This is a genomic window from Thalassobius vesicularis, assembly GCF_004799325.1.
GTDB lineage: Bacteria > Pseudomonadota > Alphaproteobacteria > Rhodobacterales > Rhodobacteraceae > Thalassobius > Thalassobius vesicularis.
This window is the reverse complement of record NZ_SSMD01000006.1, coordinates 119030-144225: the sequence shown is the minus strand read 5'-3', so window position 1 is coordinate 144225 and position 25196 is coordinate 119030. Positions and strand designations below refer to the sequence as shown.

Here is a 25196-nt window from a genome sequence, read left to right as displayed (position 1 = left end):
AAGGCATGAACATATCATGAACGTATTCGATTTCACTCTGGCTGGCGCGAAATTGCAGGCGCTGGGGTCCGGCGCGCTGTACTGGCCGGACCAGCGGCTGCTCTGCGTCTCGGACCTGCACTTTGGCAAGGCTGAACGCGCGGCGCGTCACGGCGGCGCGCAACTGCCGCCCTACGAAACCCACGACACGCTGACCCGGCTCGAAGCGGACCTGGCCGCCACCGGCGCCGCCACCGTCGTCTGCCTGGGCGATACGTTCGACGACATGACCGCGCTGCACGAACTGACCGAGGCTGAGGCCCTGTGGATCGCCCGTCTTCAGGCCGGACGCCGCTGGGTCTGGATCGAGGGCAACCACGATGCCGGCCCGATCCAGCTGGGCGGCACCCATTTGGCCGAACTGCCGCTGCCGCCGCTGGCCTTCCGCCACATCGCCCGCCCCGGCGCATCCGGAGAGGTCTCGGGCCATTACCACCCCAAGGCCCGCCTGCGCACGCGCGGCCAATCCCTGTCGCGCCCCTGTTTCCTGCTGGATTCCGACCGCCTGATCCTGCCCGCTTACGGCACCTTCACTGGCGGGCTGCGCAGCGACAACACCGCGCTCTCGGACCTCATGCGCCCCGAGGCGTTGGCCATCCTGACCGGCGCGATCCCCCGCCCGATCCCGATGCCGCGCTAAAGGATACCGGCCTCTTCCAGCTGTGGCTTATAGGTCCGGCTGACCGGAATCTCGTCGCCATTGACCAGCCGAAGCGCGATTTTCGCGCCGTCCCGCTCGACCCCGGCAATTGCTGCGCGCGTCACCCAGTGGCTGCGGTGACTGCAATAGCCCTCGATCCCGTCCATCTCGTCGATCGCGTCGGTAAAGCGCATCCGCAGACTGTGCGCTCCCTCTGCCAGCACCACCTCGACAAAGTGATCGCTGGCCGACAGCCGCAGCACCGGCCCCGTCGCCCCCTCGGGCAGTCGACGCATCAGGCGCGGCTCGGGCGTGGCCTCGACCTCGGGCGTTTCCGGCTCGGGGAACCCAAGGGTCAGCGCGCCGTCCGTCTGCCGCACGAACGGGTCCTGCCCGCGCAAAATCCGCTTGCTGATATGCACCACCGTCCCGATCAGCGCCACGAACAGGCCGATCTTGGCCATGCTGGGCGAATGCGCCACGCGGGCCGGGATCATGATCCGCGTCCAGCCATAGGCCAGCGGCGAGAACACCACCACCATCGCACACACGCGCGCCAGATCGAACATCCGGCTGCTGCGGTCGGGTATCCAGAGAAAGATCGCCTGGGACAGCAGATGCGACAGCACCATCGCACCGCCCACGATACCCGCCCAGTACACCGCGCGCGGCAGGTCATCCAGCAGGGCCAGGGTGTTGAACGGCCCCGTCACGGTGGCCGCCAGCGAGAACATGAACCAGGGCAGCAGTGTCGCCGGGCGCAACACGTGACGCAGCGTATTCCTCAGCCCAGACAACATAATCGTGTTCCCACCACCCAAAGCACAATAAAAATAATTGATATCAGCCTGTTATAATCAAACATCGCTGGGTTGCAACAGCGCGCGTGGATTGCGCCACGGTCACAGCTTCGTTACCGTCACGGCAGGAGGATCAGATGACAGACACCCTAACGGCCCGGATTTCCGCCAGTTTTGACCGGCAGGCGATGATGACCACGCTGGGCGCGCGCCTGCATTCGGTGGCACCCGGCACGGTACAGATCACCGCGCCGATCCTGCCCGGCTCGACCCAGCAACAGGGCCACGGCCATGCTGCACTGACCTTTGCGATCGGGGATTCGGCTGCGGGTTATTCTGCCCTGACCATGATCCCCGACGACCACGAGGTCGTCACCGCCGAGATCAAGATCAACCTTCTGGCGCCCGCGCGCGGCGATCTGCTGATCGCCACGGGCCGCGTCATCAAGCCCGGCCGCAAGCTGGTCATCGTCACGTCCGAGGTCGTCGCCCGCACCGGCGATCAGGAAAAGCTGGTGGCGATCCTGCAGGGCACGATGGTGCCCGTCCCGCTTTAGGGCGTCAGCCCCGCTGCCTCGACCTCTGCGCGATAGCTGCGGCTGACCGGCACCTCGGCCCCGTCCGTGGTGCACAACACCAGCCGCCCCTCGCGCCGCAGCACGCGTGCCACCTGCCCGCGCGCCACCCAGTGGCTGCGATGCACGCGCAGCCCGTCGCAGCCCGCCAGCTCGGCCTCGGCATCGGCCAGACGCATCAGGATCAGCGCCTCGCCCTTTGCCGTCACCGCCTTCAGGTAATGGTCCTGCGCCTCCAGCCGGATCAGCGCTCCGCGCCGGTCATGCGGCAAACGACGTTGAAAGGCCGCGTCGGGCGCCTCTTGCGGCTCCGCCTCTGGCGCCGCCCCGTGGGCGTGTCGGCTCAGCGCGACCAGCGCCTCGACCGCCATCGCCACGGCCCAGATCACTCCCAGCAGCCACAGCCAACGCCCCCAGCCGCCCCAACCGGAAAACACGACGCCGTTGATCAGGTGCACCGCCCCGCCCAGCACCGCCGCAAAGCCCAGCCGCGCCAACAACCGCACCGCCGTCGACCGTCCCCGCATCAGCCAGCGGAACCCCGCGTCGCACAGCACCGAGACCCCGACCACCAGCGCCCAGTATCCCGTCCGCGCCAGTGCGCCCAGCCTCTCGTACGTTTCAAACGGGCCGGTCAGTGCCGCCACGCCCGTGGCCACGATCCAGACCACGACAGGCACCCAAACCCCCCGCCACTCACGAAGCGTCAACGGCAATTGCCCCGCCTTCCCGGTCATTCACGTATCCCTTCAGCCCGTCACGCACACCCGCTGGACCGGCCCCCGGCCAACCCGCATCCGTTTTTAGACCACGAAACCAAGGATGCAAAGAATGACCCTGACCCCGCTGTTGCAAGCGCCCCCGATCATCCAGATCCATGCCATCGCCGCCCTTGCGCTGATCCCGCTGACCGTCGCCCTGTTCACCCTTCGCCGAGGCAGCCCGATGCACAAACGCTTGGGCTGGGCCTGGGTCACCGGCATGGCCGCCGTGGCGATCTCCAGCTTCTGGATCAACGGGATCAAGCTGGTCGGACCGTTCAGCCCGGTCCACCTGCTGTCCGTGCTCTCGCTCTGTTCGCTGGCCTATGCGATCTGGCAAATCCGCCGCCGCAACGCGCGCCGTCACCGTCTGGCCATGCTCTCGCTGGTCTGGGGCGCGCTGATCGGTGCCGGAGCCTTCACCCTGCTGCCCGGCCGCATCATGCACGCCGTCGTTCTGGGGGGCTGAGCATGACCGTCCTCGCAAACGTCCCCCTCTGGGTCTGGCCACTGTTCGTGCTGCTGCTGATCGTCGGCCTGCGCGCTACCCGCCCCCGCCGCGCGCCGCTGGCGCTGGTCCTCGCCCTGCCGCTGCTGGGCGTACTCAGCCTGCGCAGCCTGTCCACCCTGCCCGACCCGATGATCGTCTGGCCCATCTGGGCGATCGCCATCCTGCTGGGCACGGCCCTCGGCCACCGCCTGCAAACCCGCTGGCTGATCTCGCGCGACGGCCCATGGCTCCAACTGCGCGGCGAATGGCTGACCCTCGCCACCGCCATGCTGATCTTCTGGTCCAACTTCGCGGGCGGCGTGATGCGGGTCCTCGCCGCCGACGCCCTGTCCGGCGCGCCGTTTCAGACCGGCTTTGCGTTGGTGCTGGGCCTCTGCGCCGGCACCTTTCTGGGCCGCGCCATCCGCAGTTTCAGGGCCTGAAAAGAGACGGGGACGAATCGTACGATCCGCCCCCGTTTTCATACAATTTCGCCGGTTAACCGGATGTGAGCGCGCCGTTCAGGCGGTCAGCCCCTCAGGCTCGGCCAGACCATTTGCCCGGCAGCAGGCGGTCACGGTATTGGCCAGCAGGCAGGCAATCGTCATCGGCCCCACGCCGCCCGGAACCGGGGTAATCGCCCCCGCAACCTGCACCGCGCTGTCGAAATCGACGTCGCCCACCAGACGGGTTTTGCCCTCGCCCTTTTCCGGCGCGTCAATCCGGTTGATGCCCACGTCGATCACAGTGGCACCCGGTTTGATCCAGTCGCCCGGCACCATCTGGGGGCGACCCACGGCTGCAACCACAATATCTGCCCCACGCACGACCGCAGGCAGATCCTTGGTGCGGCTATGCGCGATGGTCACGGTGCAGCTGTCGCCCAGCAGCAATTGCGCCATCGGCTTGCCCACGATGTTCGAGCGCCCGATCACCACCGCGTTCATCCCCGACAGGCTGCCGTGATGGTCGCGCAGCATCATCAGGCAACCCAGCGGCGTGCAGGGTACCATCGCCTTCTGCCCGGTGCCCAGCAGACCCACGTTCGAGATATGGAACCCGTCCACATCCTTCGCCGGATCGATCGAGTTGATCACCAGATCCTCGTTCAGATGTTTCGGCAGCGGCAGCTGAACCAGAATGCCATGCACTCCCGGATCATTGTTCAACTGGTTGATAAGGCTCAGCAAATCATCTTCGGATGTGTCGGCGGACAGCTTGTGCTCGTACGAGTTCATGCCCACTTCGACGGTCATCTTGCCCTTCGAGCGGACGTAAACCTGGCTCGCCGGATCCTCGCCCACCAGCACCACGGCCAGCCCCGGAGTGATCCCGTGATCGCCCTTCAGCCGCGCCACATGCTCTGCCACTTGGCCCCGCACCTTGGCCGCAAAGGCCTTGCCGTCGATGATCGTCGCGCTCATATCCGCTCCTTCGTGGTGCCGATTCATTTCGTTGACCGCCCCTTACGACAAATGGCCAGTTTCTGCCAGTGCGAAGGCCGCGCAGGTCAGAACAGCCCCTCGATCTGACCCAGATCATTCAGGTGAATTTGCTCGGCCGCTGGGTGCCGCGGCAGGCCCGGCATCGTCATGATTTCCCCGCAGATCACCACGACAAAGCCCGCGCCCGCGCTCAGCCGAACCTCGCGGATCGGCACGGAATGCCCCGTCGGCGCACCGCGCAGGTTGGGATCAGTCGAGAAGCTGTATTGCGTTTTTGCCATACAAATCGGTAGGTTACCGTATCCAGCTTCTTCCCAGTCGCGCAGCTGCGTGCGGATTTTCTTGTCCGCCAGCACCTCGTCGGCATGGTAAATTCGCTTGGCGATGGTCTCGATCTTCTGGAACAGCGGCATGTCGTCGGGATAGAGCGGCGCGAAGTGCGACCAGCCGCTTTCGGCCAGTTCAACCACCCGCTTGGCCAGATCAACCGCGCCCTCGCCGCCCAGTTCCCAGTGGCGCGAAACGATGGCCTGACTGCCCTGTTTGGCCACATAATCCTTCACCGCCTGCACCTCGGCGTCAGTGTCGGTGATGAAGTGGTTGATCGCCACGACGACAGGCACACCAAAGGATTTCACGTTGGCGATGTGGCGGCCCAGGTTCGGGCAGCCCTTCTGCACGGCCTCGACATTTTCCGAGCCGAGATCGGCCTTGGCCACGCCGCCGTTCATCTTCATCGCGCGCACCGTGGCCACGATCACCACCGCATCCGGTGCGATCCCGGCCTTGCGGCACTTGATATTCATGAATTTTTCCGCGCCCAGATCGGCGCCAAAGCCAGCCTCGGTCACCACGTAATCGGCCAGTTTCAGCGCGGTCGTCGTCGCGATGACCGAGTTGCAGCCATGCGCGATATTGGCAAACGGGCCACCGTGGACGAAGGCGGGGTTGTTCTCCAGCGTCTGCACCAGGTTGGGCTGCATCGCGTCCTTCAGCAGCACCGTCATCGCCCCATCTGCCTGAATATCGCGACAGTAGATCGGGCTGCGGTCGCGCCGGTAGGCCACGATGATGTCACCCAAACGTTTTTGCAAGTCATTGAGATCGCGCGACAAACACAGGATCGCCATGACTTCGGATGCCACCGTGATATCGAACCCGGTCTGGCGCGGGAACCCGTTGGCCACCCCGCCCAGCGAGGTCACGATGTCCCGCAGCGCCCGGTCGTTCATGTCCATCACACGCCGCCAGGTGACCCGGCGCTCGTCGATTTCCAGCTCGTTGCCCCAGTGGATATGGTTATCGATCATCGCCGACAGCAGGTTGTGCGCGGCCGTGATCGCGTGGAAATCGCCGGTGAAATGAAGGTTCATCTCCTCCATCGGCACCACCTGCGCATAGCCGCCACCCGCGGCCCCGCCCTTCATGCCGAAGCACGGACCCAAGGACGCCTCGCGGATGCACACAGCGGCCTTCTTGCCGATCTTGTTCAGCCCGTCCACCAAGCCGACGGTGGTCGTGGTCTTGCCCTCGCCCGCCGGGGTCGGGTTGATCGCGGTGACCAGGATCAGCTTGCCGTTCGGGCGATCCTGGACCGAATTGATGAAGTCCTGACCGATTTTCGCCTTGTCATGCCCGTAGGGCAGCAGATGCTCCGAGGGGATGCCCAACCCTGCGCCAATCTCTTGAATCGGGCGTTTCTTGGCTTCGCGTGCGATCTCGATATCGGATTTGACGGTCATGTCCCCTCACCTTTGCAGTTATCGCTGTCATAACTGCCTATACCTTAAGCAGAAATGACATGCGCCCCGCAAATCCGACCTATTCGCGTCACAAATCGCCGCGTCAGGCCCGCGCGGCGTCCAGATGTGCCCAGACGGGCTGATCGGGGATGTGCAGGGTCAGGGTATCGCCTACGCGGATCAGGCCGGGGCGTTCGACCCATGCGGTCACGCCGCGCTTGCCAGCGGCGGCGGGTTTGAAGCGTTTGCCCGCGCCGGGGGCATCAGCCTCGATCACCGGGGCGGGCAGCGTGCAGGGGCGGTTCTCCATGTCGATGACCAGCGTCGCGCCCGACGGCGCCTGCAGGCGCGAGGACGGCGGTACATGGGTGAAATCGGGGATCCCACGCAGGATCAGCGACGCCCCGACCCAAGCCGGATCGAACGCCTCGACCCCGATTTTTGCTGCGACATCCGCCAGTTCCTCCTCGGACAGGATCGACAGCTGCCGCACGTTGCGGATTTCCGTGTCGCGCGGATGCTGCGACATCACCCGGCTGCACGAGGGACGCGTGACCCCACCATGCGCCTCGCCCTCGATCCCGGCCCAGGTCAGCATCGCCTGATCCAGCGGTTCGGAGCGGAGCGAGGCATCGCGGTCCGGCACGCGGCCCAGATAGGTGACGGTGGCGGTGAATGAGGTCGGTTTGAGCGCGGGCATGTCTGTCTCCTGTTTGTCAGAGTTGTGGCCTGCGTCGCGCGTCAGGGCAACCTACGCTTTGTGATTTCAGATCTCACCTCCCGGAATGGTCAGCGTGAAGAACAGTCGCCGGAACGGGAACAGGGCCGATCCGTCCGGACGCAGGGGATACGCCTGCGCCATCTCGGCCTCATAGGCGGCGATCAGGTCGGACTGCTCAGGCGCGCTCAGCGCGTTCAGGATCGGCCGGGCAAAGGTGGATTCGGTGAAATGGCGCACAGGGTGGCCCTGCGCGACGGGTTCCAGGCGTTGCAGATACTCCGTCTCCCAGACCTGCGCGGCGCCGAGGGGGGCGAGGATTTCGAAATACTCGGGCGCGGTCAGGATGCCGGGGCCATCGGGCGCGCGTCGGCCCGGAAACATGCCATCCATCAACCGAACCCAAGTCGCGTGCGACGGCGCATCGTTCTGGTGCGGCACCTGCACGGCCAGCGTACCGCCGGGCTCCAGCATCCCGGCCAGACGCGGCAGCAGCGCGTCGTGATCGCCCAGCCAATGCAGCGTCGCGTTCGAGTAGATCAGCGCGAAGGGGCCGCCCTGCCATTGGGCGATGTCCGCCTCGCGCAGCGCGTCATAAGCGCCCTTGGCCTGCGCCTTGGCCAACATCGCGGGCGAGTTGTCGACGCCCGTCAGCACCCGCTCGCCGTAGCGCGCCTGCAAATCCGGCCCCACGGCCCCCGCCCCGCAGCCCAGATCGACGACCGGGCCGTCCGGCAGCGGCCCGACCGAGGCCAGCAAGTCCAGCGCCGGACGCAACCGGTGATCCGAGAAACGGGCGTAGGTGTCGGGGTTCCAGTCCAAGGCGGCCTCCTGCTTTGCATACAAAGGTATACCGCACAATTACCGCCAGCAAGAAGAAAGGCCGGGGTTTCCCCCGGCCTTGTCTCTTATGCCATCGGCTCCGGCTCCATCCCGCCGTCACCGGTGGGTTTCGCCTTGGGCTTGGTCTTGGGGATCGCCGTGACCGAGGAACCCTGATCGGGCGTGTCGTGGTGATCCGGCCCCGGCTGGGGCGGCTCGCCGCGCATCACGCGCTCGATCTCTTCGCCGGTCAGGGTCTCGTATTCCAGCAGGCCCTGCGCCAGACGTTCCCACTCGTCCTTACGCTCGGTCAGGATGCGGAACGCCTCGGCATAGCCGTCCTGGATGAAGCGTTTCACTTCTTCCTCGATCAGCTCTTTGGTATGCGCCGAGACCGAGAAACCGGGGGTCTGGCCCGAGTAGCCCTCGTGCGCCTCGGAATAGTCGATGTTGCCGACCTTGTCCGACATGCCCCAGCGCAGCACCATCGCGCGTGCCAGGCTCGATGCCTGCTGAATATCCCCGGCGGGGCCGTTCGAGACGTTCTCCTCGCCGTATTTCAGGATTTCAGCTGCTTTGCCTGCCATGGTCATGGCCAGCTTCTGCTCACACTCGGACTTGTGCCAGTTCAGGCGGTCGATTTCCGGCAGGCTGACCACCATCCCCAGCGCACCACCGCGCGGGATGATCGTTGCCTTGTAGACCGGATCGCATTTCGGCAGCGCCAGGCCGACGACGGCGTGACCGGCTTCGTGATAGGCGGTCTTTTCCTTCTGGTCCTGCGTCAGCACCATCGAGCGACGCTCGGCCCCCATCATCACCTTGTCCTTCGCGTTCTCGAAGTCCTCCATGGTGACAAAGCGACGGCCAACGCGGGCAGCCATCAGGGCGGCCTCGTTCACCAGGTTCATCAGGTCCGCACCCGAGAAACCGGGAGTGCCGCGCGCGATGATGCGCAGGTCGACATCCGGGCCTAGCGGGGTCTTGCGGGCATGGACGCCCAGGATCTTTTCGCGGCCCTTGATATCCGGGTTCGGCACAGTGACCTGACGGTCAAAACGGCCCGGGCGCAGCAGCGCGGGGTCCAGCACGTCGCGGCGGTTGGTGGCGGCCAGGATGATCACACCCTCGTTCGCCTCGAACCCGTCCATTTCGACCAGCAGCTGGTTCAGGGTCTGCTCGCGCTCGTCATTACCGCCGCCATAGCCTGCGCCACGCGCACGGCCCACGGCGTCGATCTCGTCGATGAACACGATACAAGGCGCGTTTTTCTTGGCCTGTTCGAACATGTCGCGGACGCGGGACGCGCCCACACCCACGAACATTTCCACGAAATCCGAGCCCGAGATGGTGAAGAACGGCACGCCTGCCTCGCCCGCGATTGCGCGCGCCAGCAGCGTCTTACCGGTACCCGGAGGGCCCACCAGCAGCGCGCCTTTGGGGATCTTGCCGCCCAGACGGCTGAATTTCTGCGGGTTGCGCAGGAATTCGACGATCTCTTCCAGTTCTTCCTTGGCCTCGTCGATGCCCGCCACGTCGTCAAAGGTCACGCGACCCTGCTTTTCGGTCAGCAGCTTGGCCTTGGATTTACCAAAACCCATGGCGCCGCCTTTGCCGCCGCCCTGCATCCGGTTCATGAAATAAATCCACACACCGATCAGCAGCAGGAAGGGCAACAGGCTGAGGATGAAGGCTTGGAAGCCGGATTGCTCTTGGCTTTCGGCGGCGACCGGGATGCCTTTTTCGATCAGCATATCGGTGATCTTGGCGTCATCCGGTCTGATCGTCACGTAGTCGCGCCCGTCCGTACCCCGATAGCGCACCTTCTCGCCGTCCAATGTGACCTTGCTGACCTTTTCCTGATCCACGGCCTGGACGAAATCCGAGTAGCTGATCGACTGGCTTTGCAGGGTCGAGCCCGACCCGCTGAACAGGTTGAACAGCGCCAGGATCAGCAGAAAAAGGATGACCCAGAAGGCGATGTTTTTCGCGTTGCCCAAGGAAACTCTCCCAATAATTCGGTTGGCCCTGCGCCTATCACAGCGGCCACCGTTCTTAAATAGAGATCATGCAACCTTCTTCAATGCGTTAAAAGGGCTGAATGGCAATCTGTGCGCCCAGGCGCCGGTTCTGCGCGCCAACCCTGCGTCTCAGCGATCAGCGGGGCGGCGATCACGCGGTCATCCAGCCAGACGGCAGGGTCCGCCATGACAGCTGCTGCGGGGCGCCCCGACGCGCGCCAGTTTGGCAGCTGTTGCAGCCCTTCGGCCCCCAAAGCGGCAATGCGGGCGTTCGTTGCGGGGCCAGAGATGACAAAGCGATTATCCCAGACATGCCCCACCGACGCCGAGGTCGACTGAACCGCCGCATATTCCCGAAACAGCCAGATCCGCCCCTTCCGAACGGACATGGCGCATCCGTGCAGCGTTGCCTTGCCTCCGTCCAATGCGGTCTGAATGAGGTCTGCAACGGCCTGACGACGCGGGCTGTACTCGGCCCCTGACAACCAGCGCAGGACGTGGACCAGCAGCCGCCGTTGCAATTCCGCGGGCAGATCGGCGAACGCCCCGATGTCGATGGTCACGTCCGGCCCGACCATATGCATGTGCTGCGCCGCAAACCCGTGGGCAGCCCAGTTCAACGCCTCGCGCGCCTGCGCCAGCGCCGCCGAGGTATCGGCGATACCTTTGGCGGTGATCCCCAAATCAGTCAGCCCAACCAAATGCTGCCGGACCTTGACCCGATCATAATGGGGATCGTGGTTCGAAGGGTCCTCGACCCAGTCCGCCCCACGCTGCTTTAGCATCTGTCGCAGATCGGCGCGCGATACCCCCAGCAATGGGCGCACAAAGGTCACATCATCCACCTGACGCGCTGTCATCTCCGACAGCCCATCCACGCCCGAGGATCGCGCCAGCCGCATCAAGAATGTCTCGGCCTGATCGTCCAGCGTATGCGCCAGCGCCACATGCCCAACACCTTGCGCACGCGCCCATTCGGCGATCAGCTGATACCGCGCCCGCCGCGCTTGATCCTGCAGGTTGCCGTGGCCGTCCCAGCCCCGCCAACGCAGGGTCCAGTGGGGCACACCCAAATCCACACAGACCGAGGCGACAAAGCGCGCCTCGTCAGCAGCTTCGGGGCGCAGGCCGTGATCGACCGTGACGGCCAGCAAGGGAACACTTCCCTGTGCCGCAAGATGCAGCATAGCGATGGAATCCCCACCGCCCGATACCGCCAGTCCTAATTTCGGATGGCTGAATCCGTTCAGGAAATCCGCGATTGCCGCTTCGGGCGTCACTGGCACCCCAGGCGTTGCATCGCCCCGCGCGCGGGCTCGACCGAGGACGAGGTCGGGAAGCGGACGCCGACTTCGGCCAGTGTCACGCAGGCCTCGTTCGTCTGGCCCAGTTCGCCCAGCGACTGCCCCAGCAGGAACAACGCCTCGGGGGCGACTTCGCCTTCGGGGTCGCCGCTGAACGCGTTCAGATAAGAGCGGGCCGCGGCGGCCGTGTCACCGGTCTGCGCCAGCGCCCGGCCACGCTGCAAATGCGCGCGGGCGGTCAGCGGACTGCCCGGATAGTCATCAAGGAAGGCCGCGAATTTCGCGGCAGCATCGGCATGGTTTCCACCGTCCAGCGCCGCCTGCGCCGCGTCGAAATCCGCCTTTTCGCCGATGGCCAGTTCCGCGTCCGCCCCACCGCTGACGGGCGGAGTCGCGGGCACCGAGACGGCGCCCTGATCGTCGCCGCCCAGTGTCGTGGTCTTGCCCAGCTTCGAGACGTCGCCGCCTTCCAGCTCGACCAGACGGAACTCCAGATCGCCGATGCGGTTGGTGCCGTCCTGCACGATCTTGTTGACCCGGAATTCCAGTTGTTCGGTCTTCGAGGTCAGCATCTGCAGCTGCGCCTCGATGGCATCAACCCGGTTCAGAACCGAGCCGCCGGCCGTCCCCGCAGGGGCGCCCGTGGTGCTCAACTCTCGTTTCAGGCGCTGGATGTCGACGTACAGAACAGACAATTCCTGGCGAATATCGGCCAGGGTCTGCGTCCGATCCTGCGCAATGCCGCGTCCCGGCAGGACAGGCAGCAGCAATACGGTCAGGGCGACGACGGAAATCCAGCGCATCGAAACGTCCTCAGCTGTTGTAGTCGGCCGAAATCACCGTCACGGCGCGACGGTTCTTGGCATAGCACGCCTCTTGCGAGCAGATCTCGATCGGGCGTTCCTTGCCGTAGCTGACGACCTTCAGGCGCGACGCGGCGACGCCCTGCTGTACCAGGTATTCCTGCACCGCGTTGGCGCGGCGTGCGCCCAGGGCCAGGTTGTATTCACGGGTGCCTTGTTCGTCGGCATGGCCTTCGATGATGGCGTTGTAGTCGGCGTTGGCCATCAGCCACTGTGCCTGACCGTCCAGCGTCGATTGCGCCTCGTAGCTCAGGTTCGACTGGTCCACGGCGAACAGCACGCGGTCGCCAACGGTTTCCTGGAAATACAGCGGCGAGGTCGGATCGCTGGCCGATCCGGACCCGCCGGCACCGCCCAGGTTCACTTCGTCGCCGCGAAAGCGGTCGGGGCTGGAGCACGCCGCCAAGGCAAGCGCCGAGGTCAGCAGAATGGCCCGCGTCAGGATTTTCATGGTTTTGTCCTACTCGATGTTTGGTTGTTTTTTGTTGTTTTAGCACATTGTTCCCGTCGTGGAAACGGATGCGCAATCTCAGTCTTGCAAAGGTGACCAGGCCGGGTCCGACGCGCCGCCCATCGTTTTCACACGTTTCAGGTTCCGCCCGGTGATGTCCACCGTGTACAGGCTGGCCGTGCCAGCTGCGCCCTGTGTTTCGCGGGTGAACATGATGACACGGCCGTTGGGGGCCCAGCTGGGGCCTTCGTCCAGGAAGGACGCGGTCAGCAGGCGCTCTTCCGAGCCATCAGTGCGCATCACGCCGATGTGGAACCGGCCCTTGTGTTGTTTGGTGAACGCCACCAGATCGCCGCGCGGCGACCAGACAGGCGTGCCATAGCGACCCTGACCAAAGCTGATGCGGGTCGGCTCGCCGCCGCTGGCGCTCATGATATACAGCTGCTGGGTGCCGCTGCGGTCGCTTTCGAACACGATCCGGCTGCCATCCGGGCTGTAGGAGGGCGCGGTCTCGATCGACGGCGCGCTGGTCAGCCGCTGCGACCGACCCGAGGCCACGTCCATCGTGTACAGGTCGGTATTGCCGTCCTGCGTCAGCGAATAGACCACCGTCCGCCCATCCGGAGAGAACCGCGGCGCAAAGCTCATCGTGCCGGGCTGGTCCTGCAACATGCGGCGGCCAACGCTGGCCACGTCCAGCACGTAGATGCGGGGGAAGCCGGTTTCATAGCTGGTGTACAGGATGCGATCTCCGGTCGGCGAAAAGCGCGGTGCCAGCACGATCGAGGTGCTGTCGGTCAGGTACTGCACATTGGCCCCGTCGTAATCCATGATGGCGATCCGCTTTTTGCGGTCATCCTTGGCTCCGGCCTCGGCCACATACACCACGCGGCTGTCGAAATACCCGCCCTCGCCGGTGATACGGCTGTAGACGGCGTCGGCCACCTTATGCGCCATCCGACGCCAACCATCCTGCGTGCCTGCGAATTGCAGACCATTGCCCAGCTCTTGACCGGCGAACACGTCATAGACGCGGAATTTCACCACCAGACGCCCCCCCGATTGCAGGCTGACGGCCCCGGTGATCAGGGCCTGCGCATTGATGGCCTTCCAGTCCGCGAACTGCACCGGAGAGCTGAAGCTGGTCACCTTGCTGATATGGGCGCTGGCGGGGATTTCACGGAACAGCCCCGTGCCGGTCAGATCCTCGGCCACCACGCGGGCTATGTCGCGCGCAACCTGCGCGGCCGCTGCGTTCTCGGGGACGAAATCGGGCACCGCGTAGGGCAGCGGCTCGATCACGCCTTCGGTGATCTCGATCCGCAGCGGGGCGGCTTGGATCAATCCGGGACTGACCAGGAACAGGATTGCGGACAGGAGGGTCAGGACTTGTTTCATCATTTGATCCTCATTTTCTCCGGATTGAATGTCATTTCAATATCGCGCCACTGCGCGTACTTGTCTTTCGGCAGCTTAAAGCCACTTGCGCCGCAGCGAATGATCGCGCGGCGGGCAGCTTCGAACGCCTGGCGCGCCGAATCCGCGCTGCCGCCCGAGCTGGACGTCATGCGGATCGAGCCTGCATCGGGTTTGCCGTCCTCGCTCAGCCGCACCTCGACCACGACGGTGGTGCGCAATGCGTCCGAGGACAGAGAGCCGGTGTTCCAGCATTTCTGAACCGCCACACGCAACGAGTCCTTCTCGCCAGCGGTCAGCGGCGGGCCTGCGGGCGCATCCGCCGTATCGGCAGGCGAGGACGCCCCGGCAGCCGCATCCGCAACGGCCTTTTCGATGGCGCTGCGCATGTCGTCCGAGGGGGCTGCGGGTTTCTCCTCCGGCTTGGCGGCCGGTTTCGTTTCGGGCTTGGCCGCCGGTTTCTCGGCGGGCTTCTCGGCCACCTTTTCGGGGACCGGCGGGCGTGTCTTGGGCCGAAGCGAGGTCACCGGCGCGCGCGCCGGCGGCTCTTGCGCTTCGGTCACGATTTCCTTGGCGGCCTCCTCGGGGGCGGTCGCTTCGGATTCGTCTTTCTTCACGTCACCGGCAGCATCCTTGCGGACCTCTTCGCGCACCACATCGTCCGGCTTGGTCTCGGGCGGAGGCGGCGCGACAGGTTCGGGGGCCACGCGCTGCGACGGGCGCGGCTGCGGGCGATCGGCTTCCTTCGGCGCATCCACGACCTCTTCCTGCGGAGGCGGCGCGATCTGCGGCGGCTCGTCCGTCACCTCGGCGGGTTCGGGCGGTTGTACCTTGGACACGTCCGGGCTGTCATCCTGCGGCGGGGTTTCCGGCGCGGGTTCGGGCTGCGGGCGTTCAGGCGGAGTCGGCGGTCTGGGCTGCTCGGGCTGCGGCTCTGGCTCGGCCTCGGGCTGCGGCGGTTGCGGCGCCTCGGTGACGGGCGACGGAGGCTGCTGCGCGCCGACGATACGCTCGTATTCCTCTGGGGAAATCACGGCCACCTCGGTCACCTCGAAAGGTTCCGGCGCCGGGTCAAACACATTGCCCAGCAACAGCCACGCGATCAGCCCCACATGGCCGATCCCCGAGATATACTGCCCCGTATTCATCTGCGGCTCAGTTTCCCTGCCCCGTAGGTTCAGCACCGTCCAGTTTCGGGCCGCCCGTATCCGTGACCAGCCCGATATTCGAGAACCCGCCCCGGTTCAGCGCGCCCATCACCTGCACGACCTGTTCATAAGGCACAGCCCCATCGGCCCGCAGGAAGACGCGGTCGCCTTCACGCTCGGCGGCGATGGCACGCAGGCGGTTGACCAGATCGTCCAGCGGCACCTCGGTCTTCTGGATCATCACGACGCCCTCGGCGGTGATGGTGACGCTCAGGGGTTCTTCCTGTTCGGTGGGCAGCGCGTTGGCGGCGGTTTTCGGCAGTTCAACCGGCACGCCGACCGTCATCAGCGGTGCGGCTACCATGAAGATGATCAGAAGCACCAGCATCACGTCCACGAAGGGCGTGATGTTGATCTCGGACATGGGGCGCGCCCCTCCGCGACGATGGCGACGGCGGCGTCCGCCGCCCCCGCCCTTTTGCATGACACCCGCGCCCATGGCTCAGCTGTCCAGCTGGCGGCTGAGGATGGTGGCGAACTCGTCCGCGAAGGCCTCGTAGCCCGCGATGATCCGGTCGCTATCCGCGCTCAGCTTGTTGTAGAAAACCACCGCCGGAATGGCCGCCAGCAGGCCCAGACCCGTGGCCAGCAGCGCCTCGGCGATACCGGGGGCGACGACGGCCAGGTTGGTGTTCTGCTGCTCGGCGATGTTGATGAAGGCGTGCATGATGCCCCAGACCGTCCCGAACAGGCCCACGAAGGGCGCGGTCGAACCCACGGTCGCCAGCACCGGCAGTCCCCGCGACAGCGCGTCGGCCTCTTTCGCGATTGCCACATCCATCGAGCGGTCGATCCGTGCATGAGCCCCAGCGATCATCCCGCCATCATTGCGGTGCGAGCGTCGCCATTCGATCATCCCCGCCGCGAAAATCCGCTGCGAACTGCCTGCCGGTTCTGGCCCGATCTGGTCGAACAGCTCGTCCAGCGGCTCACCCGACCAGAAGGCGCGGTCGAACCGATCCGCCTCGCGCCGGGCCGCGCGGTAGTTGATGGTTTTCTGAATGATGATGGACCAGGACCAGAACGAGGCGACGATCAGCATGATCATCACCAGTTTCACGGTCAGGGTCGCACGCGCGAAAAGCGCAAACATGGAGAAATCAATCTCCTGCGCCAGTGCGAGGGTCTCTGTTTCCATTAGCCTGCTCTTTGTTTTGGCCCGGTTCTGTCGTGGACCTTTGATTACAGGCGATTCTAGCCGAAGCTCAGGGGGAAAGCCAACACATCTGCGTCATCGGCAGGGGTTGGCCACGAATTAGTGAATAAGCTGGCGGATATTTGCCGGCATTCGGGCCGGATGGCCGGTATCTGTCATCATCACCACCGTCACGACCGCGTGGAACAGGTCTGTATCCCCGCGTTTGACGCGCTGTTCCAGAATCCAGCGCACGCCGGTCAGCTGCGTCGTCTCGGTTTCCACGGTCAGCAGATCGTCCAGACGGGCGGGGGCAAGGTAGTCCGCTTCGACCCGGCGCACGACGAAGACCAGGCCGTTTTCCTTCATCTCGCGCTGGTCGATTCCCAGCTCGCGCACCCATTCGCTGCGGGCGCGTTCGATGTACCGCAGGTAGTTGGCGTAATAGACGATCCCGGCCATATCCGTGTCCTCGTAATAGACCCGGATGTTCATCTTGTGCATGTTCATCGCCGCTCTCCCTGCGCTTGTGGCGGCACCCTAGGCGGGCGGACGGGGGCGTGCAACCCGTCAGGGCAACAGCGGATAGGTGGCCAGCGCCTCGTAGCGCGGGCCGTCCTCGTGCAGGGTCGAGCGGATCAGGCTGAACGTCTCGGCCTGCCCTTGCGCGGACAGGGTGCCATTATCGGCCAGCCAAGCGCCGATCCGGTGCTGCGCGCCATCGGGCAGGCGTCGGGGGAACCGCAGCAGCGTGACATGCGGCTTGAACCGCTTGCGTGGCAGATCAACGCCCGCCATCCGGGCCACCTGCCCCACCTTGTCATGCAGCGCGGCCAGTTCGGGCGTTCGTTCCACCAGCGCCGCCAGCAGTGTCGGGCGCGCACCGCCGAACACCTCGGCCCCACGGACTGCCAAGTCCATCCGGGGCGCGCGGATCTCGCTCAGCCCCTCGTGCAGCGCCTGTGCAACTTGCGGCGGCTGGTCGTCCAGAAAGGCCAACGTCAGGTGCAGGTTTTCCTCGGGCACCTCGCGGGCGAACCCCAGATCGTCCTGCACCTCGAACAGCGCCTCCCGTAGCCCGTCGGGCAGGTCCAGCGCTACGAAAAGCCGCATCAGCCCCCCTGCACCCGCGCGAACAGCCGCAAGGCATGGCTGGAATCGTTGGTCGCCGCAGGCATCAGCCGGTCATAGCCCGCGCGGATCAGTGCCGCGATCTCGGGGCGCAGAACCGTGGTTTCGCCCGCCACCGCCAACGGAGAGGTCTCGGCAAAGGCCCGATCCCCCCACAGCAGCATCACCTGCGCGACCTGCGACAGGGCCAGCTCGTCCGCTGGCATCTTCGCCAGCGCGCCGTCCATCCGCAGGAACACGAAGGCCGCCTTGATCGCCCCCGCCTTGTCGAAACGGAAGCCGCGATACTGCGTCGCCCCTGCCTCTTTCAGGCGCCCGACCAGCGCCCACAGGTCGGGGATCAGAGCGCCCAGATCAGGTACGTCCAGCAGTTCGTCCCAATCGCGGAAGAAAAAGAACATCAGGTTGACGCCCATCTCGGGGTCTGTCTCGGCCATGTGGTGCCCAGCCATGCCGACCACCGCCTCCAGCGCGCCCTTGACCACTTCCAGCGTCTGATCCTGCACCCCGAACACGATGGGGCAAATCGGCCGGCCCCAGCGGGCAAAGGCATAGGTTCCATCGGCGCGGGTGAACAGGGCTTCGATCTGATCGGGGGTCATAGGCACTCCTGACTGAGGGGGGCCTTCCCCCTCGCTTTCATCTCGCCCCGCATACTCAAATCCGGCAGCGACTGCCAGCGCTCAGCCAAACAGATCCGTCTGACCCGGCGCCTTGGGCGCATCCAGCCCCAGATGGGTCCACCCCTTTTGCGCCAGCATCCGACCGCGCGGGGTGCGCTGGATCAGGCCCTGTTGCAGCAGGAACGGCTCGATCACTTCCTCCAGCGCGTCGCGGCTTTCGGACAGGGCGGCGCTGATGGTTTCAATCCCCACCGGCCCACCGCCGTAGTTTTCTGCGATCAAGCGCAGATAGCGCCGGTCGGCCCCGTCCAGCCCCAGGTGATCCACCCCCAGCCGGGTCAGTGCGTGATCGGCAATCGCTTGCGTAACGCGCCCGTTGCCCTCGACCACCGCGAAATCCACCACGCGCCGCAGCAAGCGCCCCGCAATCCGCGGCGTCCCGCGGGATCGTTTGGCAATCTCGCGCGCACCTTCGGGGTCAGCAGGTGCGCCCAGCAGGCGGGCGTTGCGGGTGACGATCTCGTTCAGTTCGTCCACGTTGTAGAATTGCAGCCGCGTCGGGATGCCGAACCGGTCGCGCAGGGGCGTCGTCAGCAGGCCCAGACGGGTCGTCGCACCGACCAGAGTGAACGGCTGCAACTCGATCCGAACCGTCCGCGCGGCGGGGCCTTCTCCGATCACCAGGTCCAGCTCGTAATCTTCCAGCGCCGGATACAGAACTTCTTCGACCGCCGGGTTAAGCCGGTGGATTTCGTCGATGAACAGCACGTCGCGCGCTTCGAGGTTGGTCAGGATCGCCGCCAGATCGCCCGCCTTGGCCAGCACGGGGCCAGAGGTCATGCGGAAGTTCACCCCCAATTCCCGCGCCATGATCTGTGCCAGCGTGGTTTTCCCCAGGCCCGGAGGGCCGTGGAACAACGTGTGATCCATAGCCTCGCCACGCTGGCGGGCGGATTGGATGAACACCTTCAGGTTCGCGCGCGCCTCGGCCTGACCGATGAATTCGTCCAGCGCCTGTGGACGCAGGGCGCGGTCGTTATCCTCGGGCAGCGGATCGGGGCGCAAAGTGGGATCGGGATGTGCCATGCCTTAGCCTTTCGGAGCCAGCAGCTTCAGCGCCGCCCGGATCAGCGCCGCCGTGTCTGCCTCGGGCGCGTCTTGTGCGGCCTGCGCTATGGCAGAGGCCGCCTCGGACGGGGCATAGCCCAGATTGGACAGCGCCGACAGCGCATCCGATTGCGCGGCCGCGCTGGTCTGAACCGGTTTCGGCGCGGGCTTGGCTTTCGGTGCGGGGGTGTCGTCGATTACGTCCTCGACCTCGGCCACGACCGTCCCGCTTGCCTGTGCCAGCGTCCCGCCAAGCGCCATCACGCCGGGGGCCTTGTCCTTCAACTCGATCACCACGCGCTGCGCGGTCTTGGGGCCGATGCCCTTGGCCGCCTTGATCGCATTCACATCGCCCAGCGTGATCGCCCGCCCCACGCCTTCGGGGCCCAGCGTGCCCAGAATCGCCAAGGACGCCTTCGCGCCGATCCCCTGCACGCTCATCAGCAGGCGGTGCCATTCCTTCTCCAGCAGGGTCGGGAAGCCGAACAGCTGCATCAGGTCCTCGCGCACCAACAGGTCGGTGTATAGCGACACCGATTCCCCGTTGCGCGGCAGCGAGGCCAGCACCCGGTCCGAGCAATAGACGATATAGCCCACCCCGCGCACGTCAATCAGCACGTGATCCTCGCCGCGGTAATCCACCCGCCCGGTCAGCTTGCCGATCATGCTGCCCCCTTGATGCGCAACGCCGCCGCTGACCCGCGCGAGTAATGTGCGTGGCAAATCGCGATCGCCAGCGCGTCCGCCGCGTCGGGGCCGTTGATGACCACGCCGGGCAATTGCATCTTCACCATGTGATCCACCTGAACCTTGGCCGCGTGACCCACGCCGACAACGGTCTTTTTCACCTTGTTGGGGGCGTATTCCCCGATGGGAACCCCCGCCTGCGCCGGCACCAAAAGGGCAATCGCCCGCGCCTGGCCCAGTTTCAGCGTCCCCACCGCATCCTTGTTGACAAAGGTCTGCTCGACCGCCGCCGTGTCCGGCGCAAAGCGCGCCACGATCTCGGTCAGTTGGTTGTACAGGGACAGCAAACGCTCGGCCAGGTCATCGCCATCCGAGTGGCAAATGCCGTTGGCGACGTGGCTCAGGCGGCTGCCTTCGGCCTCAATCACGCCCCAGCCCATGTTGCGCAGCCCGGGATCTATGCCCAATACCCGCATCTCTGCCCCCTGCGTTGTTGCTTTTTTACTGCATTAGCACGAAACGAGAACAAACGCCAAGACCAATGCAACCGGGCGATCATTCCGCATTGCCGTCGATCTGCCTGCACCCCGGCAGACGTTTCGGCGGAGTGACGTTGGTGATCGCCGCTCCGTCCGCCAAAATGCTGCATCGCAGCACCCATGCGAAAACCGCATAGGAACTATGCAATTTGCCCCCGTTGTGCGAATTTTTTCCTCAGATTATGTGCCGCTCATACCCAAACGAAACCCCTGTAAATTAGGAACTCTGATATGGCTGTCTATGATAATACCCACGCCCCCTATCAGGCCGGTGGTGTAGCCGGCCGTGTCGTCACCGCCTTCACTGTGGCCATCAATTCGCTGATGCGCTGGCAAGATGCCCGCGCCACCCGTATGGCCCTGTCGCGCCTGACCGACCGCGAGCTGGATGATATCGGCCTTTCGCGTGGTGATATTGAATGGGTGGTGCGCCGCTAAGCCGCCCCCAAGATCGGCCGTCCCTCGGCCCAATCGGAACAGCCGCCCCCGAGCAATCGAGAGCGGCTGTTTCGTTTCCGAAGGGATGAGAGAGATTATCGGATCAGTTTGCGCAGTTCGGTCGCAACACGCAGGGACACGGGGTCGGCCTGCATGAACCAGGCTCCGACCTGCTCGGTCGTTGCGCCGTTTTCCAGATTGGCAACACGGTCTTGGTAGGTGCCAATCCCCATGTAGGCGATCAGCAGTGCCTTGAAGCACAAGAAGCCGACGACCAAAAGAACGATGCCCTTGATATGGAAGCTGCGCTTGGTGGCACGGGGACGAGCGACGATCAGACCATCCCGGTCCACGGTCAACGAGTAGCCGCGCTTCAAACGAGCACGATTGGCCTCGATCCGCTGAAGGCGGTCGTCAAACTGATTAAACATATCGGCCATGGCAGCCTCCTGTCGTGGCCCCCACCAGCGACATGATCTAAGTACCTGCGAATTGTGGCGAAAATGGGGCGAGCGCCCAATTCTCGCTGCAATTCAGCCTTGAAATGACTTCATTTGCGCAGGGTCAGCGTGGTCCACTCACCAATCTCCTCACGATGGATAAGATTGATCGCATTTCGTGCATAAACGTCGACAACCTCATCGGCTTGCTCGTTCAGAATCCCCGAGAGAATCGCATAGCCGCCGTCGGTCAGATACCGGGCCATATCCGGGGCCAAGTCGATCAGCGGGGCCTTCAGGATGTTGGCAAAGACCAGATCGAAGGGCGCCTTGGCCTTGATCGCGTCGTTTTCAAAGCCCGCGGCTTCGACACAGATCACCCGGCCCTCCAAGTTGTTGACCCTCACGTTGGCCTCGGCCACGTCCACGGCAACCTCGTCGATATCGCTGGCCATGACCGGGTTCGGCCAGATCCGCGCCGCACCCATCGCCAGAACGGCGGTGCCGCAGCCCACGTCGATCACGTTCTTGCAGACCACACCGTCGTTATCCAGACGGTCCAGCGCGCGCAGGCAGCCCTGCGTGGTGCCGTGGTGGCCGGTGCCGAACGCCATCGCCGCCTCGATCAGCAGGGGTTCGACGTCGTCGGGCACCTGATCCGCATCATGGCTGCCGTAGACGAAGAAGCGCCCGGCGCGCACCGGCACCAGCTCGCGTTTGACCTTGGCGACCCAATCGGTTTCCGGCAGTTCCGACACCACGAAGGGTTTCGCGTCATAGGCGGCGGCCAGCAGGGCCAGTTCGGTTTCATCCGGGGCTTCGGTGAAATAGCCGCCGACCTCCCACAGGCCCGAGCCATCTTCGATCTCGAACACGCCAATGCCTTCGGGTTCGGGCCACATCTCTTCCATCGCCAGGCCAAGCGCCTCGGCGGGTTCTTTTCCCTTCAGGGTGGTCAGAGCGGTAAAGGTGGGCATGTCGGCCTCCGGGGCAAAAACTGTTGCCCTAGCGCCTAAGCGCCTTGTGCGTCGGGGTCAAGCGGCGGGACGTTTTCCACGCCCACCGCGCGGCTCCAGTCCGCGACCCGACTTGACATAGCGCCAGCCCATCCAGCCCGCGCCGATGCCGACGACGGTATTGGCCACCGCCTGCGCCACCACCACGCCGGACGCGCCCCAGGCCAGACCCAGCGCAAAGGCCAGCGGCCCGATCAGCAGCCCGTCGCGGCTCCAGTTCGCGATGGTTGCCCACAGCGGACGGCCCAGGTTGTTGAAGGCGGCGTTCGACACGAACAGCGCCCCCGTGAACACGAACGACCCCGCCGCAAAGCGAGAGAAGATGTGCACGATCTCGGCCCCCTCGCCGCTTAGGCCAAAGCCCGCCGCCACGCGGTCGGCAAAGATCGCCAGCAGCACCCAGGTAACCCCGGTATAGGCCGCGCAAAACAGCAGCGCGTCGCGGTAGGCGCTTTTGACCCGGTTCAGCTGCCCCGCCCCAGCGTTCTGCCCGATGATGCCGCCGATGGCACCGCTCAGTGCAAAGATGCCGCCGAAGGACAGGATGGTCAGGCGCATGACGACGCCCAGGCCGGCCACCGCGCTGTCTCCGTGGTCAGCCATCGCGCGCACCAGCACCCAGTTCCCGAACGGAGTCGAAATCTGCGTGGCAATCGCAGGCACCGCGATCAGCGCAAAGGGTTTCAGGTACAGGCCCATGTCAGCCAGCGCGGGCTTGGCCAGAATGTCATGTGTGCGGGTCAGCCAATACAGCCCGATCACCGCCATCACTGCGCGCGAGATCACGATGACCGCCGCCGCGCCCTCGATCCCCCAGCCCATGTACAGGATCAGCAGCGGGTCCAGCACCACGGCGATCAGCCCGGCGGACATCGTCACCATCATCGAGCGCATCGCGTCCCCCAGCGCGCGCAGCACCGCGCCCGACATCATTCCCGCCGCGATCAGTGGCAGCGACGGCAGGGAAATCTGCAGGAAATCGGCGGCCACCTCCAGCACCTCGCCCTCGGCGCCGGACAGGCGCAGCAGCGGGTAGCGGAAGACGAACACGACCACCGCGATCACGACCTGCGCCCCCACGCCATAGGTCAGCGCCGAGGTGGCGATCCGGCGCGCCCGTCGCGGCCGCCCCATGCCCAAGGTCCGGCTGACCAGCGCCACCGCGCCGATCATCATGCCGATCGAGATCGAGATGACAAAGAACTGCAACGTCCCGGCAAACCCGATGGCGGCGATCAGCGCCTCGTCGCCCAGGCGGCTGACCCAGTACAGGGCCAGGAAATCCACCAGGAACATGAAGCTCAGCCCCAGCGATCCGGTCAGCGTCATCACCACGACATGCCGCATGGTCGAGCCGGTGAGAAATTTCGCCTGTCTGCTCATCTTATTCTGCCGCCGCCGGCAGGAAGCGCGAAAACACGGTCTCGTTGCCCGGCTCCGGGTGACGCGGGATCAGCAGTGCCAGCGTCAGCGACACGCTTGCCATACCCGCCGCCAGGAAAAACACCGCCGAGGGCGAGACCAGCCACAGATAGCCCAGCCCCGCCGGCAGGAACACCGCCGCGATATGGTTGATGGTAAAGGCCACGGCGGCGGTCGGCGCAATATCACCCGGATCGGCGATCTTCTGGAAATAGGTCTTCAGCGCCAGTGCCAGCGCAAAGAACATGTGGTCCACCACGTACAGGATCGAGGCCAGCAGCACGCCCCAGCCGAACCAGTAGATGCCGCCATACAGCAGGAACACCGTCACCAGCCCGGTATATTCAAAGGCCAGCGCGCGGCGCTCTCCGAACCGGGCGACGATCTTGCCGAAGACCGGGGCCAGGATCATGTTGGCCACCAGGTTGATCAGGTACAGGCTGGTCACCTCATGCACATCAAAGCCGAATTTCTCGACCATCATGAAGCCCGCGAACACGGTAAAGATCTGCCGCCGCGCGCCCGCCATGAATTGCAGCGCGTAATACAGCCAGTACCGCTTGCGCAGCACGAATTTCTTGAGCTGCGGGTTCGGCGCCTCGAACTGCGGATAGGCCAGCAGGCAGACAATCGCGATCAGCGCCGTCACACCGCCCGCGGCCATGTAGACCACGTTATAGGTCAGCCCCAGCGTGTTCCAGCTGAGCACGATCAGCCCATATGCCACCAGCGTCGCGGCCGAGCCAGCCGCCAGTAGCCAGCCCAGAATCTGCGGCGCGCGGTCCTTGGGCAGCCATTGCAGCTGCAGCGACTGGTTGACCGTCTCGTAATAGTGAAACCCGATCGAACTGAGCATCGTGATCGTCAAAATCCCGCCCAGCGAAGGGAACCACGCGGTGACAGCCGTCGCCACCCCCAGCAGCAACAGGGACACGACGCCCAGCACCTGCTCTCGCATGAACATGATCAGGGCGATGACGCCAATGGCGAAAAAGCCGGGGATCTCGCGCACCGTATGCAGCCAGCCGATGTCCGAGCCGTCGAACTTCGCCACCTCGATGACGAAGTTGTTCAGCAGCGCCGACCATGTGGCAAAGGCAACGGGCATGGCCGCAGCCATGAGGAATAGCAGCGAAACGGGCCGGCGCCACAACGGCAGGTGGCGCGCCTCGCTCAGGGGTGTCACGCGTATCATGCGAAACCCTTACGCCCGTTTCATGAACTTGGCGAGACGGATTCCAGCCCCCTCGGGTGCCGGGACGCACAGTCCACCCGCCCCCTGCGCACAACCGGGCACCTGATCTGAATCAAGGTGCACATATTCACGACATGGCATATACTTGACAAATTCGGGGACGGAGGC

General features: G+C 64.9%; 29 protein-coding genes. 5 read left to right on the top strand and 24 right to left on the bottom strand.

What is annotated here, in order from left to right:
• Positions 1 to 16: 16 nt before the first annotated feature.
• On the top strand, positions 17 to 679 hold the full coding sequence (gene pdeM, locus E7681_RS13445; protein ID WP_136339822.1) for a ligase-associated DNA damage response endonuclease PdeM: 663 nt from the start codon (positions 17 to 19) through the stop codon (positions 677 to 679).
• On the opposite strand, the gene E7681_RS13440 is transcribed toward pdeM, so the two are convergent.
• Positions 676 to 1479 carry a LytTR family DNA-binding domain-containing protein gene (locus E7681_RS13440; RefSeq protein WP_136339821.1) on the bottom strand — a complete coding sequence of 268 codons (804 nt, stop codon included), beginning with the start codon at positions 1477 to 1479 and terminating at the stop codon, positions 676 to 678. The two genes, pdeM and E7681_RS13440, sit on opposite strands and share 4 nt — an antisense overlap.
• 137 nt (positions 1480 to 1616) lie before the next feature.
• On the opposite strand from E7681_RS13440, the gene E7681_RS13435 reads away from it, so the two are divergent.
• Positions 1617 to 2036, top strand: coding sequence for a PaaI family thioesterase (locus E7681_RS13435; protein ID WP_136339820.1), 420 nt, complete (start codon positions 1617 to 1619; stop codon positions 2034 to 2036).
• Here E7681_RS13435 and E7681_RS19310 read toward each other — a convergent pair.
• Positions 2033 to 2791: a LytTR family DNA-binding domain-containing protein gene (locus E7681_RS19310; protein WP_136339819.1), complete on the bottom strand. Its 759-nt coding sequence runs from the start codon at positions 2789 to 2791 to the stop codon at positions 2033 to 2035. The two genes, E7681_RS13435 and E7681_RS19310, sit on opposite strands and share 4 nt — an antisense overlap.
• A 94-nt stretch (positions 2792 to 2885) precedes the next feature.
• Between E7681_RS19310 and E7681_RS13425 the strand changes: the two genes are divergently transcribed.
• Positions 2886 to 3284, top strand: coding sequence for a DUF2306 domain-containing protein (locus E7681_RS13425; RefSeq protein ID WP_136339818.1), 399 nt, complete (start codon positions 2886 to 2888; stop codon positions 3282 to 3284).
• Between the two features lie 2 nt (positions 3285 to 3286).
• Positions 3287 to 3748, top strand: a complete 462-nt coding sequence (locus tag E7681_RS13420) for a hypothetical protein (RefSeq protein WP_136339817.1) — start codon at positions 3287 to 3289, stop codon at positions 3746 to 3748.
• A gap of 78 nt (positions 3749 to 3826) precedes the next feature.
• Here E7681_RS13420 and folD read toward each other — a convergent pair whose 3' ends face one another.
• The 18 genes from folD to ruvC form a co-directional block, all read right to left on the bottom strand.
• Positions 3827 to 4729 carry a bifunctional methylenetetrahydrofolate dehydrogenase/methenyltetrahydrofolate cyclohydrolase FolD gene (gene folD, locus E7681_RS13415; protein ID WP_136339816.1) on the bottom strand — a complete coding sequence of 301 codons (903 nt, stop codon included), beginning with the start codon at positions 4727 to 4729 and terminating at the stop codon, positions 3827 to 3829.
• Between the two features lie 86 nt (positions 4730 to 4815).
• Positions 4816 to 6492 (bottom strand): formate--tetrahydrofolate ligase, encoded by a 1677-nt coding sequence (locus E7681_RS13410; RefSeq protein ID WP_136339815.1) that lies wholly within the window; start codon positions 6490 to 6492, stop codon positions 4816 to 4818.
• Between the two features lie 103 nt (positions 6493 to 6595).
• A complete protein-coding gene (locus tag E7681_RS13405; protein ID WP_136339814.1) occupies positions 6596 to 7192 on the bottom strand; it encodes an MOSC domain-containing protein in 597 nt (198 codons plus the stop codon).
• A gap of 66 nt (positions 7193 to 7258) precedes the next feature.
• Complete coding sequence (locus tag E7681_RS13400) at positions 7259 to 8032, bottom strand: methyltransferase domain-containing protein (protein WP_246032483.1); 774 nt, start codon at positions 8030 to 8032, stop codon at positions 7259 to 7261.
• An 86-nt stretch (positions 8033 to 8118) separates the two neighbouring features.
• Positions 8119 to 10032 carry an ATP-dependent zinc metalloprotease FtsH gene (gene ftsH, locus E7681_RS13395; protein ID WP_136339812.1) on the bottom strand — a complete coding sequence of 638 codons (1914 nt, stop codon included), beginning with the start codon at positions 10030 to 10032 and terminating at the stop codon, positions 8119 to 8121.
• An 80-nt stretch (positions 10033 to 10112) separates the two neighbouring features.
• Positions 10113 to 11333 (bottom strand): tRNA lysidine(34) synthetase TilS, encoded by a 1221-nt coding sequence (gene tilS, locus E7681_RS13390; RefSeq protein WP_136339811.1) that lies wholly within the window; start codon positions 11331 to 11333, stop codon positions 10113 to 10115.
• On the bottom strand, positions 11330 to 12160 hold the full coding sequence (gene ybgF / locus E7681_RS13385; RefSeq protein WP_136339810.1) for a tol-pal system protein YbgF: 831 nt from the start codon (positions 12158 to 12160) through the stop codon (positions 11330 to 11332). The genes tilS and ybgF overlap by 4 nt, the downstream gene beginning before the upstream one ends.
• Positions 12161 to 12170: 10 nt before the next feature.
• Complete coding sequence (pal, locus tag E7681_RS13380; protein ID WP_136339809.1) at positions 12171 to 12671, bottom strand: peptidoglycan-associated lipoprotein Pal; 501 nt, start codon at positions 12669 to 12671, stop codon at positions 12171 to 12173.
• 78 nt (positions 12672 to 12749) lie between these two features.
• Positions 12750 to 14069 carry a Tol-Pal system beta propeller repeat protein TolB gene (gene tolB, locus E7681_RS13375; RefSeq protein WP_425471392.1) on the bottom strand — a complete coding sequence of 440 codons (1320 nt, stop codon included), beginning with the start codon at positions 14067 to 14069 and terminating at the stop codon, positions 12750 to 12752.
• Positions 14069 to 15235: an energy transducer TonB gene (locus E7681_RS13370; RefSeq protein WP_136339807.1), complete on the bottom strand. Its 1167-nt coding sequence runs from the start codon at positions 15233 to 15235 to the stop codon at positions 14069 to 14071. Before E7681_RS13370 ends, tolB begins: the two co-directional genes overlap by 1 nt.
• Positions 15236 to 15242: 7 nt before the next feature.
• A complete protein-coding gene (tolR, locus tag E7681_RS13365) occupies positions 15243 to 15734 on the bottom strand; it encodes a protein TolR (protein ID WP_136339806.1) in 492 nt (163 codons plus the stop codon).
• 3 nt (positions 15735 to 15737) lie between these two features.
• The gene (gene tolQ / locus E7681_RS13360) at positions 15738 to 16433 is read right to left on the bottom strand and encodes a protein TolQ (protein WP_136339805.1); all 696 of its coding nucleotides are present in this window, start codon (positions 16431 to 16433) and stop codon (positions 15738 to 15740) included.
• A 117-nt stretch (positions 16434 to 16550) separates the two neighbouring features.
• Positions 16551 to 16934: a tol-pal system-associated acyl-CoA thioesterase gene (gene ybgC, locus E7681_RS13355; protein WP_136339947.1), complete on the bottom strand. Its 384-nt coding sequence runs from the start codon at positions 16932 to 16934 to the stop codon at positions 16551 to 16553.
• 66 nt (positions 16935 to 17000) lie between these two features.
• Positions 17001 to 17543, bottom strand: coding sequence for an RNA 2',3'-cyclic phosphodiesterase (thpR, locus tag E7681_RS13350; protein WP_136339804.1), 543 nt, complete (start codon positions 17541 to 17543; stop codon positions 17001 to 17003).
• Complete coding sequence (locus E7681_RS13345; RefSeq protein ID WP_136339803.1) at positions 17543 to 18163, bottom strand: type 2 periplasmic-binding domain-containing protein; 621 nt, start codon at positions 18161 to 18163, stop codon at positions 17543 to 17545. Before E7681_RS13345 ends, thpR begins: the two co-directional genes overlap by 1 nt.
• 81 nt (positions 18164 to 18244) lie before the next feature.
• On the bottom strand, positions 18245 to 19270 hold the full coding sequence (ruvB, locus tag E7681_RS13340) for a Holliday junction branch migration DNA helicase RuvB (RefSeq protein WP_136339802.1): 1026 nt from the start codon (positions 19268 to 19270) through the stop codon (positions 18245 to 18247).
• 3 nt (positions 19271 to 19273) lie between these two features.
• Complete coding sequence (gene ruvA, locus E7681_RS13335; RefSeq protein ID WP_136339801.1) at positions 19274 to 19957, bottom strand: Holliday junction branch migration protein RuvA; 684 nt, start codon at positions 19955 to 19957, stop codon at positions 19274 to 19276.
• Positions 19954 to 20454 (bottom strand): crossover junction endodeoxyribonuclease RuvC, encoded by a 501-nt coding sequence (gene ruvC / locus E7681_RS13330; protein WP_136339800.1) that lies wholly within the window; start codon positions 20452 to 20454, stop codon positions 19954 to 19956. Before ruvC ends, ruvA begins: the two co-directional genes overlap by 4 nt.
• A gap of 294 nt (positions 20455 to 20748) precedes the next feature.
• Between ruvC and E7681_RS13325 the strand changes: the two genes are divergently transcribed.
• Positions 20749 to 20955 carry a DUF1127 domain-containing protein gene (locus E7681_RS13325; RefSeq protein WP_136339799.1) on the top strand — a complete coding sequence of 69 codons (207 nt, stop codon included), beginning with the start codon at positions 20749 to 20751 and terminating at the stop codon, positions 20953 to 20955.
• Positions 20956 to 21050: 95 nt separating this feature from the next.
• Here E7681_RS13325 and E7681_RS13320 read toward each other — a convergent pair whose 3' ends face one another.
• From E7681_RS13320 to E7681_RS13305, 4 genes are all read right to left on the bottom strand, one after another.
• Positions 21051 to 21395, bottom strand: coding sequence for a hypothetical protein (locus E7681_RS13320; RefSeq protein WP_136339798.1), 345 nt, complete (start codon positions 21393 to 21395; stop codon positions 21051 to 21053).
• Positions 21396 to 21505: 110 nt separating this feature from the next.
• On the bottom strand, positions 21506 to 22372 hold the full coding sequence (locus tag E7681_RS13315; protein WP_136339797.1) for a 50S ribosomal protein L11 methyltransferase: 867 nt from the start codon (positions 22370 to 22372) through the stop codon (positions 21506 to 21508).
• 57 nt (positions 22373 to 22429) lie between these two features.
• Complete coding sequence (locus E7681_RS13310) at positions 22430 to 23794, bottom strand: MATE family efflux transporter (RefSeq protein WP_136339796.1); 1365 nt, start codon at positions 23792 to 23794, stop codon at positions 22430 to 22432.
• A gap of 1 nt (position 23795) precedes the next feature.
• On the bottom strand, positions 23796 to 25028 hold the full coding sequence (locus E7681_RS13305; protein WP_136339795.1) for an MFS transporter: 1233 nt from the start codon (positions 25026 to 25028) through the stop codon (positions 23796 to 23798).
• Positions 25029 to 25196 lie beyond the last annotated feature (168 nt).